At 38.4% G+C, this 18,640-nt stretch carries 10 protein-coding genes; 2 read left to right on the top strand and 8 right to left on the bottom strand.

Annotated features, from left to right (window positions below; genetic code table 11):
- Positions 1-241 precede the first annotated feature (241 nt).
- Positions 242-781 carry a SecY-interacting protein gene (gene syd / locus I6F42_RS17950; RefSeq protein ID WP_197152970.1) on the bottom strand — a complete coding sequence of 180 codons (540 nt, stop codon included), beginning with the start codon at positions 779-781 and terminating at the stop codon, positions 242-244.
- A 59-nt stretch (positions 782-840) separates the two neighbouring features.
- On the opposite strand from syd, the gene queF reads away from it, so the two are divergent.
- Complete coding sequence (queF, locus tag I6F42_RS17945; protein ID WP_197152968.1) at positions 841-1,686, top strand: NADPH-dependent 7-cyano-7-deazaguanine reductase QueF; 846 nt, start codon at positions 841-843, stop codon at positions 1,684-1,686.
- Between the two features lie 471 nt (positions 1,687-2,157).
- Here queF and I6F42_RS17940 read toward each other — a convergent pair whose 3' ends face one another.
- Genes I6F42_RS17940 through I6F42_RS17930 form a run of 3 tightly spaced genes read right to left on the bottom strand, consistent with a single transcriptional unit; the run spans position 2,158 to position 8,512 of the window.
- On the bottom strand, positions 2,158-3,063 hold the full coding sequence (locus I6F42_RS17940) for a peptidylprolyl isomerase (RefSeq protein WP_197152966.1): 906 nt from the start codon (positions 3,061-3,063) through the stop codon (positions 2,158-2,160).
- 32 nt (positions 3,064-3,095) lie between these two features.
- Entirely contained in the window at positions 3,096-6,785 is a 3,690-nt protein-coding gene (locus I6F42_RS17935; protein ID WP_197152964.1) for a translocation/assembly module TamB domain-containing protein, read from the bottom strand.
- The gene (locus I6F42_RS17930; protein WP_007378193.1) at positions 6,785-8,512 is read right to left on the bottom strand and encodes an autotransporter assembly complex family protein; all 1,728 of its coding nucleotides are present in this window, start codon (positions 8,510-8,512) and stop codon (positions 6,785-6,787) included. Before I6F42_RS17930 ends, I6F42_RS17935 begins: the two co-directional genes overlap by 1 nt.
- Before the next feature lie 214 nt (positions 8,513-8,726).
- On the opposite strand from I6F42_RS17930, the gene I6F42_RS17925 reads away from it, so the two are divergent.
- On the top strand, positions 8,727-9,062 hold the full coding sequence (locus I6F42_RS17925) for a ribonuclease E inhibitor RraB (protein WP_007378192.1): 336 nt from the start codon (positions 8,727-8,729) through the stop codon (positions 9,060-9,062).
- A 44-nt stretch (positions 9,063-9,106) separates the two neighbouring features.
- Here I6F42_RS17925 and I6F42_RS17920 read toward each other — a convergent pair whose 3' ends face one another.
- The 4 genes from I6F42_RS17920 to I6F42_RS17905 all read right to left on the bottom strand — a co-directional run bounded on the left by I6F42_RS17920 (position 9,107) and on the right by I6F42_RS17905 (position 18,066).
- Positions 9,107-10,858: a DEAD/DEAH box helicase gene (locus tag I6F42_RS17920; RefSeq protein ID WP_197152962.1), complete on the bottom strand. Its 1,752-nt coding sequence runs from the start codon at positions 10,856-10,858 to the stop codon at positions 9,107-9,109.
- Positions 10,859-11,010: 152 nt separating this feature from the next.
- A complete protein-coding gene (locus I6F42_RS17915) occupies positions 11,011-13,932 on the bottom strand; it encodes a TonB-dependent receptor domain-containing protein (RefSeq protein ID WP_010553692.1) in 2,922 nt (973 codons plus the stop codon).
- Positions 13,933-14,466: 534 nt separating this feature from the next.
- Complete coding sequence (locus tag I6F42_RS17910) at positions 14,467-14,769, bottom strand: H-NS family nucleoid-associated regulatory protein (RefSeq protein ID WP_007586043.1); 303 nt, start codon at positions 14,767-14,769, stop codon at positions 14,467-14,469.
- A 474-nt stretch (positions 14,770-15,243) separates the two neighbouring features.
- Positions 15,244-18,066, bottom strand: a complete 2,823-nt coding sequence (locus I6F42_RS17905) for a TonB-dependent receptor domain-containing protein (RefSeq protein WP_010553693.1) — start codon at positions 18,064-18,066, stop codon at positions 15,244-15,246.
- Positions 18,067-18,640 lie beyond the last annotated feature (574 nt).

Raw genomic sequence — 18,640 nt, 5'->3', positions numbered from 1 at the left:
TAAGTAAAAACCGAGCAACAAAGAGTTAATCGTCCCTAGAAAGAACCCAAAGGGCAGCGCATGTTTGGCATTTATGCTTCGTTATCGCCTATTTATGGGGAGTAACCACACTACATAGGCTCTGCCTTGCCTAAAAACCAAACATACAGCTGCAAAATCAACCACGAAAGGTCAACACGCCCTAGTAATGGCTCTAAAAATCAGCTTAGTGATGACGCTAAGCTGATTTATTAAACACGTTTTAAACCTCTAATGCCTTTAAAAAAGCATTAATGTTAGGTGCAAGTACATGGTGTGTTTTTTTGCCTACGTGCTCTAAACATACTTCACCAGTGTGCACCAATACACTCACTAGTAAATCATCTTGATCTGTTAAACCAATAAATACCGTTTCTGGCTGCTTGAGCTTGCGTTTCATTAAAACGTGACCCGTTATATTTTGCTGTAACAAATTAAAGTCTTCTTCGTTCCATGCTTGTAGTAATTCAACCTGATGCCCATCAATAACTGCTGAAATGCTTCCACCGTACATATGCCCATATAGCTCGCTAAGCTCTTTTGGGAAATCAAGCTCAAGTGCGCTGGCTAAATCATTAAGCGAACCTGCAGGTTGTTGACGCACGCCCTGCCATTGAATGTTTCCTTGCTCGTCAACCTCACCAACTTCACATGGGCTTGGCCATTGCTCGTCATGCGCAATAAGTGGGTACTTTGTAGTGTTTTTCAGGATATTTTCGCTAAATGTTTGATGAAGTTGTTCTATAAGCAATGCAACAGACATACTGTGAAACTCATTTAAATTAGATATAATGTCCCTATTGTAACTATTTAAGAGCAAACATGACAGATTACAGCAATTCTCCAGACCTTAAAGGTAGCGTATTAGGCCAATCTACTGAGTATGTAGATGTGTACACGCCAAGCTTGCTTTTCCCTATTGCGCGCAAACTAAATCGTGATGCTTTAAATATTGACGAAGCAGAGCTTCCATTTAAAGGCCAGGACATTTGGACAGGTTACGAGCTTTCATGGTTAAACAATAAAGGTAAACCGCAAGTTGCCGTAGCCTTATTTACCTTTGAATGCCAAAGCAGCCATATTATTGAGTCAAAGTCGTTTAAACTTTATTTGAATAGCTTTAACCAAACCCGATTTGAAAGCATTGATGTAGTAAAACAGCACTTAATTGATGATTTATCAAACGCGGTTAACAGCTCTGTCAAAGTGACTTTATACAATCCTGATGATTACAATTGCTTACCGTGTACGGCGCTGCCAGGTGAATGTATTGATGACTTAGATATTGAAATTAATAATTACGATATTGATGCTAATTCACTTAAAGCAAAAAGTGATAACGTAGTAACAGAAACGCTCTATAGCCATTTACTTAAGTCGAACTGTTTAATTACCTCTCAGCCTGACTGGGCAAGTGTGATCATAAGATACACAGGCGAGCAAATATGTCGTGAGTCGTTATTGCGTTACTTAATTTCATTCAGAACACATAACGAATTTCATGAGCAGTGTGTTGAGCGTATTTATAGCGATTTAACAACACAACTTAATATTAAAGAGTTAGAGGTTTACGCGCGTTATACTCGTCGCGGCGGGCTTGATATAAACCCGTATCGCTCTACGCATTATAACGACACGCCATTTGCAGTTAAAATTAATCGTCAGTAGGTTATTTTACACTGGAATATTAGGGTCTGTTTACCTTTCAAGGTTAAATTTGCAGCAGTCTGTTTGGTATTTAGGCAAGGCAGAGCCTAAGTAGTGTGGTTGTTCCCCATAAATAGGCGATAACGTAGCATTAATGCCAAAAAGGAGTTGCCCAAAGGGTTCTGCCTAGGGGCTATTCACTCTTTGTTGCTCGGTTTTTACTTAGCCCACTAGGTTACAAACCTCGCGCCGCGATTAAATAGCCCCTAGATTGAACAAATTTTAATCCGCAAAGATCAACAGACCCTAGTATTAAAAAAGGAGCCTAGGCTCCTTTTTTACATTCTTTAATTAATACCAATTCCATTAAGTATGTGATCTAAATTTTACGCCGAAAAAATAATTCAGTTCTAGGCGTAAATTGATGTAAATGGTTGTTCCCTTTGCGAAATTTACAACAAAGAAATGGGTTGTTTTAGCAAGTAAAATAGATCAGCTATTTATTGGAATTGGTATAACTTCGCGCTTAGTGGGTATGGGCATACCACACACATCAACGTAATTATGTGCTTTAACAAACCATGGCTCAACACGGTTTTTACGAGCATTGATTAAGTTTTTAAACACAGGTGAGTTTGTTTTCATCACTTTAAATATACTTTTATCGCTTTGTACATCGCCAAGGACTTGTATATTGGTAATTGGGTTAAATGCTTTTCCTTCAGTTGGTGTACGCGCTAAACGATTAAAATGCTCTATACCCTCTAGCACTCGACCAAACACCGTAATGTTTTTATCCAGGTAGCGCGGGCCTTGCCCTATCGTTACAAAAAATTCCGTACTCGCACTATTTATATCGTTGTCGCGCGCCATGGCAAACACGCCACTACAATGCACTTGCCATGTTTGCGTATGTGCTGAGTTTTGAGCTACTGCAAAGCCGTTTAAAAAGCCGGTAACTGGTGCATATCCGTCGCCATTTAGCTCTGTAATTAAAAGTGGTTTGTTTGTTGTTAAATAAAACTCAGCAGGGACTGTTTTATTTGCAGTTTTAATTAACTTTTTACCCGAGCTGTCCCCGCCTTGCGCTACAAAACCTTCAACAAACCGATAAACGCTAGTATTTTTATAAAACCGTTCTCGCGCTAACTTTTTAATGTTTTGAACGTGCTTTGGGGCAAGCAGTTCATTGAGCTCAATGTACGCATCGCCCGTTGGCAGCGTTATCTTTAAAATATTTTGAGCGTTCACTACTCGCCAGTCATTATCTGTTGCACTCGCAATTACTTCACTCGCGCTCAATAAAGGTAGCTCTTGATTAGCAACATCATCACCGAGTTGTTGAGCACAACCGCTCAACAAAACACTAAGCAGAGCTGGCAATATAATTTTTTTCATCGCTTATATCCTTATAATTATTATAGTTTTGGTTATTCCCAATCAAACTTATATAGCACATCAACATTTTGGTATAGGCCGCTCGTTATTTCTATGTATAACTGTGAAAGTAACTGATAACGCACAGCCACTTCACTGAGCGAATCAAATACACCCACGCTATATTTAACTTGTAAGCTAGGTGCTACGTAACCTGATATTTCTACTTTGGTGCTATCACCACTACCTGATGAGCTTAAACTTACATCTGACAGCCCAAAGGTTTCACCTACCTTAGAAACAACCCCTTCGCTGCGGCTAACCCCTTGAGAAAGCAATAACTGCGTAAGCATCGCATCGCTTGACGAACTTTCTCCATCGCCTAAAGGTTGGCCATTAAGTAAATATGCAAGTGCTTGTGCTTGATCCATCGCAGGCTCAGAAAATATTTTGAGCGTTGGTTGTTCAACATTCCCCGTAAGCGTAACCCCTGCAATCACACCATTTGCAGTCGTATCGGGGTTACGTATTGCTTTAATATTTAAAAATGGTTGTTCAATTGAACCGCTAAAACCTACTTGCCCGGTGCTGATTATTAAATCTTGCCCAAAGGCTAAGTAAGTACCTTCAATCAAGTTAAGCTCACCTGTGGCTATAATTGGCGCACCTTGACTCATTTTTATCGCTAAATCACCCGCAACTTTTGATTCCAAGCCAAACGACTCTACTTTTACATCATTTTTAACAATCACTTTTAAATCTATGTCGTAATCAAACGGGACTGTTTCGGTGGCCTCAGTTTTTTGATCAACAATAATTTCATCATCGCTAACTTGCACCGCCCCCTCAGGAAGCTCTTCAATCATTATACGACCGTAAGGCACAATTACCTCACCAGCAAGCTTGAGTGCATTATTAGCCAAGCCTATTTTTAAATCCGGCGATACTTTAAAAGTAACCCCTTGCTGCGCGCGTACATAAAACTGCTCGCCAACTACCGCAACATTTACAGCAGGTTGCGCACCTTGCCAATCAACGTCACCGGTGAGATTTATTTTACCGCCTTGATTGTCGTTTAAGTTGCCTTTTATTGTGGCTGTTGTTTTATCAAACAATACGTTTATATTTGATTTTTGCAGCGCTATAGGTAATTGCTCGCCCTCTAAACTAATATCGCTCACATTAAGCTCGCCATTTAATAAAGGATCTTTTAACGTACCAGCTAACGCCACTTTCCCGCTAATATCACCTTTTAACTGCTCAAGGGTTTCAAGAAAAGGTTGTAAGTCTGAAAGGAGTATTTTATCAATATTAATGGTGCCATTAAGCGCTTGCGTATTTTGTATATCGTCGATATTAATTTGTGTATTAATTTTGCCTAATACACTTGATTCTAAATTAGCTTCAAGCTTGCCAATTTGAGAATCCGAAAACGCACTAATACTTAATGTTTCGATTGGTAATTTAAAACGATCTTCTTCCGAGGTTAGCACTGCTTCTAAGTCGCTAGAATCGATATTTGCGCGTAATGTTTTAAGCACGCCGCTTTGCCAATTAAGTGCTATATCGCCAGCTATATTACCGCGAGTACGAATGCTATTAGGTAAAAAATGCTTAAGCTCCTCAAGTGCTAAGTTGCTTAGTTTAGCATTTAACTGACCGAGATTTTTTGACTGCGCTAAGGTGTCTATGCATAATTTACTTTGCTCAGATGCCCAACAATGTGCACTTACATCAAAGTCGCCACTTTGCGTATTAACCATAATGGCAATATTTTTAGTATTACTAAAACTAAGCTTTTTATCGCTGAGCGTTACATTACTAAGCTCGCCATTCCAAGTGGTATTATTAACTTTGCCATTAACTTCAAGCTCTACACTGCCTTGCTCGGCATCTACAGATGCCGTAAGTTGGTGATCTGTTTTGTCGCCGCTAATATCAATTTTAACGCTATTAATTTGCTGTTCGGCCACCAGCGCCGAACCAACACTTACCGAAACATCGGTTTGCCAATCGGCTGCGGTATCTAACTGCCCTTTTACTGATAATTTATTAATGTTTATTTCATCAAAAATAAAGCGATCTAGTATTAGTGCTAAATCAACAGAGGGCGTTAACCTTTCCCCTCTCACTTTTAAATTTGCGTTGCCGTCAGCAGTAAATGGAATATTAGCTTTTTCATCACTTTTTAGCGTTACTTTGCCATCAACCTGCCAAGTATCGTCAACTTGCCCGCTTAGTGCTAATTTATTGGTGCCGCTACTTAAATAAAAGCTATCAATATTAGCTTTTAACGTGTTGTCTAGCTTAAAGTTTGAGGCAAATTCTAGTGGCACGTCGTTAAGTAATCCGTTTAACTTTGTATTATTCATTTGTAGCTGCCACTTGTCGTCAGCTGCATTAAATGAGCCTTTAAACTGTCCTGAAATATCACTGGTAGCGGCATCAGTTAAATACTGCGCTTTTAAGTTAGCAAGCGTGCCATTAAAGTTAGCCTGTATGCCCTTTTGCCAATCAACATTGGCTTTTATAGTTGCACTGCTTTCGTTCGCTTTAATGCTTAGCGCTTGTAAAGTTGCTTTGGTGAGACTGCCTTTTAATTGGGTATTTAAGTCAACAGCTGGGTACGCACCTAATTGGCTATTCCCCTGTAGGCTAAGCTGATAGTCGTCAGCATTACCTTGTGCGTTAAGGCTTACATTTCGCACTTTAAGCTCATTACTTTGTGCATCAATAAGCCACTGTTTAATTTTGCCATTTAACTCAAACGGATAGTTTTTTTGCTTTAAATTTGCTGTTGCCGTTAAACTAAGTGGATATTGTCCCTGTGTTTCTAAATTTAAGTTTAGATTTGATAAGTCGCCATTCAACTGCAAATTGGCTTGGTGCTCATCACTTTGTAAAACAACATCCCCTTTCACGGGCAAATTCCCTGCAAGCTCAGCGTTAAGATGCGTATTAAGCTGCCACTGTTCATACTTTGCTGAGAATGACTCTAAATTAATAACCGCATCTTCCACACTTAATTGCAGCGAGATGTTTTCAATAACATGCTGGGCTTCGTTTTGCTCAATCGTAATGTTAGCAATTTCAAAGTCTTCAACAACTAAATCAAGTGGCGAAGTAAATTCTATATTAGGCAATGCGGGTAGGTGCGTTAAAGGCGCTTGAGTATTTTGCGCCGTTTGTGTTTTCGCATCTTGTTCTTGCTCTTTTAAGGCAACAAGTATGGTGGGAATATTCAGGCTTTTAACCGTCAGCTTTGAACCCTCTGCTTTTGCTGAGAGTTTAAAGTTATTAACGCTTACGTTTGCACTTGGATGCTCTAGAGTAAATTTATTGATCGCAATGTTTTTTACAGCAATATTAAAAGGTAAGCTGATTTTTTCAAGCGGCTCTGCCGCGGCTGCTTCTTGTGACTCTGCAGTTTTTGGTAATGTTAAATTTATAGATTTAGCACTTAAGTTATCTATACAAATTCCATCGCACTGCCACCAAAACAAATCAATTTTCAATTGTTGTGCATTAAAGTCCAATCCGTTGCTAGCAAAGCGTACATTAAAGGCATCATTATAAATAAAACGACCATCTTTAATTTCAATATGTAGTCCATCTACCGCTTTGTTTGCACTATAAGCAATAAATTGATTACCGGGTGCGGTAAATAACAAACAAAATAGTGCAACAACTAACATGACAAAAATAGCACTTACAGCGGCTGTTATCTTTTTTAATACTGACATTAAATTTCTGGCCCTATGGTAATACTTAAACGTGTGCTTTTACTTTCTTTTGTTAATCCCCAAGCGTGGTCTATACGCACTGGGCCAACGGGTGTTAAATAGCGAAAACCAAAACCAGCACCTACTTCAAAATCATCAGAAAAATCATTAGTCGCAGTACCACCATCAACAAATAAAGCTGCTCGCCAATTTTTAGCAAACTGGTAGTTATATTCCATCGTGCCCGATAGTAAATACTTACCACCTATTAGCTCGCCGTCATCGTTCTCGGGCGAAATTGATTGGTACGCAAAACCACGTACACTTTGATCGCCACCTGCGTAAAACCGAAGTGAAAATGGCACGTTGTTAATATCATCAACAAGCATTGCTCCCACATTCGCTTTTAAAAACACCAAGTGGCGGTCAAAATAAGTGCGTAGCCATGCATGTTGCATTTGCACCCTAATCAGATTAGTACTCGAAAGCACATCATCTAAGCCAAACTCAGCAGATATAAGCCACTGCTCTCCCCAATAAGGAGTCGTGCCGCCTTTTGATTTTTTGCGCGCGTAGCTAATGCCCGGCATTAACATTTCGGTACTTTCTTCGTCTTCATCACCAATACGGTAGGTTTCTTGGTCGCGGCGTAAAAATGCAGTACGCACCCACTTATTTTCGGTCAACCATTGGCGCTGAACTTGCCCTGTTAATATTTCACTGTAAGTGTCGTTTGTGAGCTCATCTTCTAATTTATAACCGACAGAGAATCGCCATAAATCATCATTAGGATCATCAACCGGAATTGTATAAGCCATGGAAATATCTTGCTGCTTTTGTGCCACATTTAAATTAGTTTCGAGGTAATGGCCGTCTTCTGTGATCCACGGTTTACTCCATTTAAAACGCACCTTGGGCCCTAAGTCAGTACTAAAACCACCGCCAATTTCATAGCTGTTAGCTGGCTTGGGTAATACTTCAACTTTAATCGGTACTTGGCTGTTTTTGCGCGCTGCAATGTCAGCATAAACACGTACACTGGCAAAATAAGGGGTACTTGATAAATCCAAGTTATAGTCAGCAATATGCGTTGATTTATAAGGTTGGCCCTGCGAGAAAGGCGCTATAGAGCGTATGTATTTTTCAGCGGGTGTACTACTGGCAATTTGTATATCGCCAAACTGATACCTAACTCCGGTATCAATTATGAAAGTAATAACAGCACTATTTTTTTTAAGCGATACTTCTAATTTGCGCGCTGGCCACTTAGCATCAAAATAACCTAGCTCTAGTAGCATAGATTCTATTTTTTTATGAGCAGAGTCATATTTACCATGATTTAAAACATCACCTTGCTTTAAGTGATTGCTTTTAATCAATGCCTGTAATTGAGTATCACTTTGACCATCACCGTTTAGCGTAATATTAATTGCTTCTATGCGAGTTGCAGGCCCCCGTTCAACTTTAACAATTAGCTCGCTGTCGTCTTTATCATAAATAACCTCGACGGTCGGGCTATAATAGCCAAGTGCTTTGATGCTATTTTGTACTTGTTTTTGAGCATAACGGCGAAGTGTACGGGTTGGCTTCTCGCCAATTAACTGCTTGAGGTAAAGAGCTACGTTATTTTCTAAATCGCCACTTAACCCTTCAATTTCGTAATCTTCTATGACTTTTTCTGCCGCATAGCTATTTGTCGCAATTAAAGCGCTCACAACACACATGCAACGTAAAAACTTAATAAACAAGTAAATATCCTTACTTTTAATATCTTACAAAAAACTGGTTAATTACCCGCATATTAGCATAGCCATAATGAGCAACACATTAACTTAATAACAATCTAACGCGTAAATTTAACTTTGAATAAATATCAGCATAATTAAAATTAGTACGCGTTAAGACAATATTTTAGTTACAATAGTGCCTACGAATAAAAAATTAATTTTAAATGAGTTTTTAATGCAATTCCCTGATGATGATAACGGCCAACTTTTAGCCGAAATAGCCGCTGCTGGCATTGATTTAAATAAAATGCACCAAGTCGATTTTTTTATTTTATTTGAACAAGAAGCCGATGCTGAAAAATTTGCTAAAGAAATAGTCTCTGATGCATTAGTTCAAAATGCTGAGCTTGAAAAATGTAAAGACACTGGCGTTTGGGAAGTTATCACTCAAGTACAAATGGTGCCAGAGCACACCCTTCTAGGACAAGCAGAGCAATACATTGAAAGCATTGCTAATAGCTTTAATGGATACGGTGACGGCTGGGGATTAATGGACGGTGACGAGGCTTAATCGCCTTTTAATTGTATTAGTTCAATGTACTCTATCAGTTAAGCTTAGCGGCTTAACTGATTTGCCTTCCTAAAATTGCCTTTATAATCAAATAGCTTATCAGCTACTTTCCAACCATATTTTTTGCTTTTTCGTGCAATAACAAAATCCGGTGGTACTAATTCAAATTGTGCTTTTACTACTTGCTCTGCAGTTTTAAAATTAATAGGTGTTTGCCCAAGCCCCACACGTTGACCAAATTGCTTATTAAATATAAATTGCCCGCCTTTATTTGCGAGGTTATATACTTCATCGCAACTTGCACCATCTTCATCAAAATACGTTATTTTAATAAGTTCATCTTTAATTTGAGTTACCGATAACCCACTACATCGAAGCACAAGTGCGTCTTTCAAGTTTAATGCATTACGTAACTTATCATCAGGGTCGGCCATTACCGCGCCGCAATCATGGCATTTACGTGCAGCAATATCATTTTGGGCACCGCACTGCTCACACTCTTTAAACCTAAAACGATAATCGCACTGCTCTTTATGCCCATCATCGTCTTCTAACAGCCCTTTACAGCGCCTGCCAAAGTGCTCTATTACTTTTCCTGCAGAATCAGTTTTACCCCAAAATATATTCGCAAAACCACAGCCAGGACAAAGTACCTGCACAGGTTCATTATCACTATCGCCTTTTTTATCGCCTACTTCTGGGTGAAATAAATTAAAACCATTGCCAGCATAATCTATTACTAAGCAATCCGTTTTTGATTCAGATAACCTGAGACCTCGCCCCACAATTTGTTGATATAAACTAACTGATTCTGTAGGTCTTAAAATAGCTATAAAGTCGACGTGTGGCGCATCAAAGCCGGTTGTTAGTACCGATATATTAACTAGATACTTTAATTGCTTAGCTTTAAATTGCTTAATGATTTTATCGCGCTCAGTGTTTGGCGTATCACCTGTTATAAGTGCACTTTGATGAGCTGGTAGGTAGCTTAATATTTCCTGAGCATGCATTACCGTGGCTGCAAAAACCATAACACCTTCACGCTCTTCACTGTATTGAATTACTTGCTGTAATATCGCTTTCGTTGCGCGCTCACTGTTTTTTAAAAGCGCATTCATATCATCAGTCGTATATTGCCCAAATGCATTGCTATCTAAAGACGAAAAATCATAATGGCTAATCGCTGCATCAACTTCGTTTGGCGGCGTTAAATAATTATGTTTGATCATATACCTGAGTGGTAATTCAAAAATACAACTTTTAAACGGGCTTTCTTGAGTACCCTTAACAAAACCATGATAATGGTGGTGGTATATCCACCCCATTCCTAACCGATAAGGTGTTGCTGTTAAACCCAATACTTTTAACTGAGGGTTATACTCTTTTAAACTGTTTATTACTTTACCGTACTGACTTTTTTTATCCCCATTTACCCTGTGGCATTCATCAATAATAAGTAACGAATAATGCTCATTTAATTTATTTAAATTACGAGAAAGTGATTGCACACTGGCAAAGGTTACTTGATGGTTTAATGACTTTTCTTTTAAACCTGCTGAAAATATACTCGCCTCTAAACCAAAACTTTTATATTTTTGCGAATTTTGCTCTACCAACTCTTTGACATGAGCAAGTACTAATATTTTTTGCTTAGCAATACGGGCAAGTTCAGCAATAACAAGGCTTTTACCTGCGCCGGTTGGTAGTACAATAACGGCAGGATCATTACTCTTTCTAAAGTGTAAAACAGTGCGTTCTACGGCTTCTTGCTGGTAAGGTCTTAGTTTATAGCTCATGGGAAAACAAATAGATTTTAATAAGGGGATTTTAGCAAACAATGGATAGAAGTTTTAAACTTTAATTTTATTTAAATAGGCGTTTGATGGAAAAAAACCCTATAAAAATTATTTATAGGGTTTATTTTTTAAGAATTAAGTTAACTCATTAATTAAAATTCAACGCTTAGGTTAGCGAAGAAGCGTCTACCTACAGCATCATAAATCGCTTCATCTCCACCGCTAGCTGAAATATAAGCTGGCGGTAATTTATCCATAAGGTTACGAATACCAAAACCTACACGTGTGTTATCAAATATATGATAATTTGCAGAAATATCATGCGTTATGATTGAACCTACATAACCTGGTTTAAGATCTTCTTCAATATCGCCTTCTGGTGATAAATCAAACCTAGCAGAACGGTCTATATAACGTGAAGTCCAGTTAACAACTAAATCATTGTACTTGTAAACTGCAGAGAACCTAGCTTGCCACTCTGGATCACCCACTTCACCATTTTCTACATTAACTTTATCTGGGCGATTTTGAAATTCGAAATCTTCAAGCTCAATAAGATGATTTACGAAAAGATTAAGTTTTAAGTCACCCTCTAAAGAATAATCAGCCAAATTCATGTTGTAATCAAAATCAGCTTCAATACCACGAGTAGTTGTCGCTGCGGCGTTTAAGTAACCAGAGCGAACCAAAGTGACATCGTTTGTTGTAGGATCACGGTCTATCTGAGAACAAAATGACTGGTCTGGTCCACCTGCAGCATCAACACAGTTATCTGCAATACTTTGTGTTGCAATGAATGAAATCGCATCTTCTATTTCAATATCATAATAATCAACTGTAACAGAGAAATTTTCAAAGAAACTAGGAGTCCATACAACACCCGCCGTAAGTGAAGTTGATGTTTCTGACTCTAAGTCTGGATTACCACCACTAATAACGTCTACGCTAACGTTATCATTTGCTTGGAAATCAGCTGGAATACCTAGTGCAGCACAGTTAGAAGCACGATTTGGGTTATCATCAATATTGTCTGCATCACAAGGATCAGCAACACGACCAAAGCCAGGTGATTGTGGATCAAAGGCTTCTGTAATATTTGGTGCTCTCACTGCTTGACCATATGTACCACGTATACGAACGTCATCGATAGGGCGATATAAAAGACCTACTTTCCAAGCATCAGCATTGCCGGCATGAGAGTAATCGGCTGTTCTATAAGCAGCGTCAAGACTAAGCTCTTTTGCAAAGTCGACATCGGTTAACAAAGGTAAGTTTACTTCAATAAACCCTTCTGTTACATCAAACTCACCATATGCATCCGGAGTGGCGGCACTTGTTAAAAAGCCTGCCTTAGTAAACTCATCTGTTATACTTTCAGAAGTTTCTTCTCTGTACTCAAAACCTGCTGCAAAACCAACTGCACCACCTTGTAGCTCAAAAAATTCACCTGTATCAAAAGTTACACTACCACCAATAAATTCTTGTGTGATTTTATCTGTACGAGTAACGTCCGCTGAGACATAATCTTTTGCCGCATCGGATGCTTGACCGAAACCAAATGCATTGTATGGCGTACAAGCACTAGGGTTTACACCTGCAGGGTCTGTATAGCCCTCTCCTTGCAAACTTTCAACCTGACTTCTACATGCAACTTCACCGGTAGCAGGGTCTATTACAGCGTCAAGTGCAGCTGTTAAGTTACTAGGAATAAGATCGTTAAGTGTTTTACGGCGGTTATCGGTTTGACCATAAACATAATAAAAATCATAGTCAAAATCAGTTTCGCTTAAAGTAAACAACCCTTTAAACCCTGTAACAATTCGGAATAATTCACGTTTGTTATCTGCGCTTCGATTTCCAAGCTCGCCAAAGAATTTAGCCATAGAGATATTGCTAGTGCCTTCATCTAGTAATTGCTGGCGTAGGTCTCTGTCTAAATAAGGATTATCTTCAACATTTATATTAATGTTGCCAAATCGGAAAGAAGGTTGAAATTGCTGTTCAATGTCAGAACGAATAAACTTAAAATCGCTATAAAATGCGTGATCATCTGTAATATTAAAGTTTAGGGTAGAACCAATTGTAATTTTTTCTAGTTCAGGTAATAAATTCTCATATTCTTGGGTATTCGCACAGAATTCACAACCATCAGGAAAATTACCAAAAGCAAAACTACCACTAGCCTCTCTAGCAGGCATAAGCTCAGCAATACCCATATCATTAAATGTATAGATACTTCCATCCGCTCCAAATGGATTGATAACACCATTATCACTAATTCTCTCTGACAATACATTTGGAACTGTTATACGGTCTGGAATACCGTCATTTTCACCTGTATCTAATGGATTATCAACTGTGCCATAGGCATTAGCTTGACGTAAATCAGTACCTAGAACCTGTCTAACTCTATCTTTACCAGCAAAGAATGTAATATTACCTTTCCCACCAGCAATTTCAGTACCGGCAACAATACTAAAGCTATGGTTTTGCGTTCCTACACCTTCTGTTGAATTACCAATAGATGCATTGAATTGAAGACCATCAAAACTCTCTTTTAAAATAACATTCACAACACCTGAAACAGCGTCTGAACCATAGATAGCAGAAGCACCACCTGTAATGATTTCAATTCTCTCAATCAAGGCTGTAGGAATTGCATTTAAATCTACTTGTGACGAACCAGGTGCTCCAGCTACATGGCGTTTACCATTAACAAGAACCAATGTTCTTGCTGCTCCTAAACGCCTTAAATCTGCAGAGCTTACGCCAGCAGCTTCGTTACTATCATTATTTCCAACTAATGTGTCGGTAGAACCAATTGCAGGTAATTCCGCTAAGATGCTTCCTAAATCAGGAGTACCTGCTTTTGCAATATCTTCTGCTGAAATAGTAACAATCGGAGCAGGTTGAGAAAGACTGGCTTTACTTATGCGTGAACCAGTTACTTGAATACGTTCTACTTTTTCAGCTTCTTCATCAGCAGCCATTGCGTTTACAGAAAAAACAGCTGTTGATGCTGCACCAAAAGCAATCGCTAAGCGAACCGCCTTTGAGATTTTATTGTTTAACATTTGATTCTCCCTAGAACACTATTTTATTGTTTTGTTTTTTACAACGAGAGCTACTTTTTCTATGTAGCACCCGCTTCTTTTTGAATAATAATCCTATTTCGACCATTAGGTCAACAAATCTTAAACATATAAAACAACTTCTATTTACAAATGTTTACATTCCGTTTGTTTTCTATGTTTTTAATACTCAAAAAGTAAATAATAAGCATTTCATTCATTGCCTTAAATTTATTTTGAGTTAGAGCTATACACAGACTATAAAAGTCTAGCCAAATTTAGTTGGCCACTCATTACAGTACTTTTATTTGCGCCAGGAGGGAGGTGATTCTAACAGCCGTTTTACTTGTCGTTCTGAATTGTAAAGCAATGCGTTCTACGGCTTTTTGCTGGTAAGGTCTAAGTTTATAGCTAATGGGGAAAAATAGATTTTAATAAAGGGATTTGAGCAAATTACTGCTATGACATTTAGACTTAATTATATTTTATTGAGGGGTAAATAAAAAAGAGAAGCCGAGGCTTCTCTTATATTTAGCTTTAAGCTAAAAACTTTTCAAGCTCAACACCTTCAAATGCTTTAGGACGACGGCCACGGCCAGTCCACTCAATAGTCTCACCATTAAGTTCCATACGGTACTTAGGCTTAACTTTAGTACGTTTGTCAGATGCTCCATCTTGTAAATCTTCTAGCGTAAGTCCTTTTTCTTTTAAAAGATCCAAAACTTCCTGTTTCGCTTTTTGCTGCTGGGTATATTTTGAAATTGCATCATTGATAAGCTGTTGAGCTTTTTCAAGATCCGTTAATGATGCTGTTTTAATAAAAGATCGGACTTCTTTCATCTATATCTCGCTAAATTATATGATTGGATTTATTTAAATATTCATTTTAAGTATAAGGGTATTTTACGAAGAAAACTATTCACCTAAAAATAAAGAGTAAAAGAAACCTATCTTTGTATAAAATCTAGCTAATTAAACTTTTTATAAGCCCATAAATGAAATAGCTTCTATCTAGCTTCATTTAATTACAACATGCTTCATCCAAGTAAGTACTGTAAATTTATTTCCCCAGCTTTATTTCCGAAAAGTAATTTCCTTTACAGGCTATAATTAGCTGTATCATTGAAGTGTAGGCTTCTAAGTTAAAATACCACTAACGGCTTTAGAAGAGATCCTAAAGAGTCCTAGGTATAGCACAATACGGCCTAAAGAATATGATTCAGTAACAGACATAAAAAATGCCACTTGATTTTATACAAGTGGCATTATTAAAGTACTAACGGGCTTTTTAAGCCTCAAATTTAGTACTTAGAGTTAAAAACTCTGAGTATAACGGAAGTACAATAAGCGGCCAATATCAAAACCACCATAATAAGAATAAGCCGAACTAGGGCCTGAATACATTATAGGACCCTGCTTATCAAATACATTGTTTGCACCAACTGATAATGTTGATTCCCACGGTGTATTATAACTCACTTGTAGGTCATTAAACGTAGTTGAACCAACCTTGTTCTTCGGTGTAACAGCGCCATTAGTCCACTCACGTTGGAAATCTGGATTACTACATCTGTCGTCAAAGTAACAATCTTCACGCATTGATGAGAAGTAACGTATACCCCAGTTAGCACTAAAGTCACCATATGACCAATTCAGTCCTACACTAGAACGAATTCTGAAGACATCTTCATGCCCAACAGCTGACTCTACTTTCGCACTTGCCTCATTTGATGATTTTGAATCATACTTAAGTAAATAAGTACTATCCATTGTAGTTCTAAAATCACCAAATTCAGTTTCAAATGCATAAGCTAAAGCAAGGTCAATACCTGATGTTTCAGTAAAACCTGCATTACGGGTACCATAAGTTAAATCATTTACAATAGAGTTGTTTGCATCACGGGAGAACATAGCACAACGTGACTCGTCTCCACCAATGTAACAATCTTTTAAAATATCATTAGGAGTGTCAGACACAACAGTGTCAGTTATCTTAATACTCCACCAATCAAGAATGATATCTAAGTTTTCAATGTAGCTTGGGTTGTATACAAAACCAATTGTTTTACTAACTGATTCTTCTGGTTGTAAGAACTCATTTGAACCACTATTAAACGGAACAGGTGTTTGCGCAGCCGGACCTGTTGTTGGTACAAACCCTTGTTCTAATTGACGGTAATTTGCTGGGACATCTTGTAAACAGCGTGCAGAACCTGCAGCAGTACCATAAACAGAATCACACGGATCTATAAACCCTGTGGTAAACGTTTGAGAACTACCACCATATAAATCATTTATTGTAGGAGCACGAAAGCCTTCTGACCAAGTACTACGAACTAATAAGTCATCAATTGGTCGCCACTCGATACCCACCTTACTATTGGTTGTATCACCAAAAGTACTGTAGTCAGAATAACGAGTTGCTAAATTGATGCTTAACGACTTTGCGCCTGCCACATCTGATAGAATTGGTATATTTAATTCACCATACGCTTCTGTTACATCATATTCACCGCCTGTTGGACCTGAAGCAAGCGTTGTACTTTCGCCTAATTGAGCAAGAGCATCAGGGGTATACTGCCCCGTTTCTTCACGGTGCTCAGCACCTAAAGCGAAAGTTAAACCACCTGCAGGTAACTCAGCAATCAAACCACTGATGTTAGCAAAATACATTGTTGTTTTAGTTTCACCGCGATAGTGAAGTGTTGGGTACAAAAAGGCTTGTACATTAGGATCCGCTAATGAATTTTCTACCGACCCAGCACCAAAGCCTGCTAATGGGTTCCAAGCTGTACATTCTGCAGTTGAGATAGGGTTCGCTTCAGTGCCACATTGTACTTGACCTGATGAATTTAAAAACGATGGACCTGTCGCGGCTTCAATTGCTGGCTTATAAAAATCACCATTACTAACTTGAAGCGATGAACTTTTACTATAAACTCCGCCTATATCCCAATCGAAATAACGATCAGCTATTTCAAATGAACCTTCAAGAGCAGCGGTAAAACGTAAAGTATCTTGGTTACTATCTGTTACACGAGGGACCTCCCAACCACGGCGAGTAAATGAAACATCTTCACCAACAGGGTTAAAATGGCTATCTCCACTAAGTACAATACCATCAGCAGCTGACTGGTATGGGTAACCTGCAATTTGTCTAGTGGCTTCACGTTCACTGTAACCAATATCACTACTAAAGTTAATATCATCGGTTAGTGCGTAGTTTGAACTAATGTAAATAGAGCGCGCGCTAATAGGAGTTTCTAAATGCATCTGTTGTTGTGCAACACTTGAACCGTTTTCATATGTCTGAGGCTCGAAATCATCAATAGAAGAAGCATCACCAGGACGCTTGGCAACAAACCATTGATCATCATAGTTAAAACGGCCATATTGACCAACTAAAGTACGGTTATTTGTGATATCGTAGCCTGGGTATGAAACCTCAGAGAATGGGCGATCTTTAGCCCAAACATCACCCTCATCACGCCACTCAGCGCCTAAAGTTATAGAGCCACGAGCACCTGTTATGCCGGTAACCATACTAATATTTTTCTTTTCACCATCGCCTTCGTCGTACTCACCACCGTAAACGGTAAACTCAAGCCCTTCGAAATTTTTTCGAGTGATTATATTTACAACACCGGCCATAGCATCAGAGCCATACATAGCTGATGCACCGTCTTTTAATACGTCAATACGCTCAACCATTCCCATAGGAATAGCTGATAAATCTTGATAACCAGAGGTAGTAATACCTAGGCGCTTACCATTGATAAGTACTAATGTTCGACCCGTACCTAAATTACGTAGATTCACATAGTTACCACCAACATTCTCACCAGAAGAAAGAGGTTCTGAGCGACTTATTGGCGGCGAACCTGCCGCTGACATATTTTCAAGAAGGTCAATAACTGAAGTGAAACCTTGATTTGCGATATCTTCACGGCTAATTGTCTGAATCGGTTGTGCAGTCTCAAGGTCGGTTGAACGAATTCGTGAACCGGTAACTTGAATACGCTCTACTTTTTCAACGCCTTCGTCAGCAGCTATCGAGTTTGCAGAAAATACAGCTGTAGATGCTGCACCAAAAGCAATCGCTAAGCGAACAGCTTTTGAAACTTGATTATTTAACATTGGATTCTCCCTAGAATACTATTTTAATTATTTTGTTTTCAAAACGGCCTGTAATTAATCACAGTACCTGTTTCGATTTGAATAGTAGTCCCAACCCAACCAAAAGGTCAACACTTGGCTAACTAAAAAAATGCCTTTAGTTACAATAAGTTAAAGTAACAAAAAATAAACACAATGCAAAAATCGCATCAATACATTAATGCAAATTTGTAAATTATTAGCTTTTAGAATAAACATTTGGAAAAATAGTTTTGCAATTTTCTTACAGCAAAAGAGTTACAAAGGTAAATGTGTATCTTTTAGAGTGGGGTGAAGTTTGAATCGGGGGAGGTTAAATTTAAAAAAGTAAACATCACACTTAAAATTCACGATAACTAGAAGTATAAAAATTCATATTAGTGTCAGATTTAAAAACACCTATTAAAGCAATGCGTTATGTCCCGCCCTAAAATACGTTGACGGTTTTGATTGGAGGCCAGTAGCTTTTGCTCCTGGCTTTTTTTGTGCACTTGGTTTGGTGTTTTCATTCCTAAACTCAAATGCGGCCTCATTTCATTGTATATTAATATTGATT

Origin of the sequence: Pseudoalteromonas sp. SWYJZ12, assembly GCF_015864395.1 — a bacterium.
GTDB classification, from domain to species: domain Bacteria; phylum Pseudomonadota; class Gammaproteobacteria; order Enterobacterales; family Alteromonadaceae; genus Pseudoalteromonas; species Pseudoalteromonas arctica.
Note: the sequence above shows the minus strand (reverse complement) of the source record. Positions and strands in the feature narration are given on the sequence as shown.

Excerpts from the sequence above, each read along its gene's own strand:
- I6F42_RS17920 (WP_197152962.1), bottom strand. The coding sequence starts at position 10,858 with ATGAGCTATAAACTAAGACCTTACCAGCAAGAAGCCGTAGAACGCACT.
- I6F42_RS17915 (WP_010553692.1), bottom strand. The coding sequence starts at position 13,932 with ATGTTAAACAATAAAATCTCAAAGGCGGTTCGCTTAGCGATTGCTTTT.
- I6F42_RS17910 (WP_007586043.1), bottom strand. The coding sequence starts at position 14,769 with ATGAAAGAAGTCCGATCTTTTATTAAAACAGCATCATTAACGGATCTT.
- I6F42_RS17935 (WP_197152964.1), bottom strand. The coding sequence starts at position 6,785 with ATGTCAGTATTAAAAAAGATAACAGCCGCTGTAAGTGCTATTTTTGTC.
- I6F42_RS17940 (WP_197152966.1), bottom strand. The coding sequence starts at position 3,063 with ATGAAAAAAATTATATTGCCAGCTCTGCTTAGTGTTTTGTTGAGCGGT.
- syd (WP_197152970.1), bottom strand. The coding sequence starts at position 781 with ATGTCTGTTGCATTGCTTATAGAACAACTTCATCAAACATTTAGCGAA.
- I6F42_RS17905 (WP_010553693.1), bottom strand. The coding sequence starts at position 18,066 with ATGTTAAATAATCAAGTTTCAAAAGCTGTTCGCTTAGCGATTGCTTTT.
- I6F42_RS17925 (WP_007378192.1), top strand. The coding sequence starts at position 8,727 with ATGCAATTCCCTGATGATGATAACGGCCAACTTTTAGCCGAAATAGCC.
- queF (WP_197152968.1), top strand. The coding sequence starts at position 841 with ATGACAGATTACAGCAATTCTCCAGACCTTAAAGGTAGCGTATTAGGC.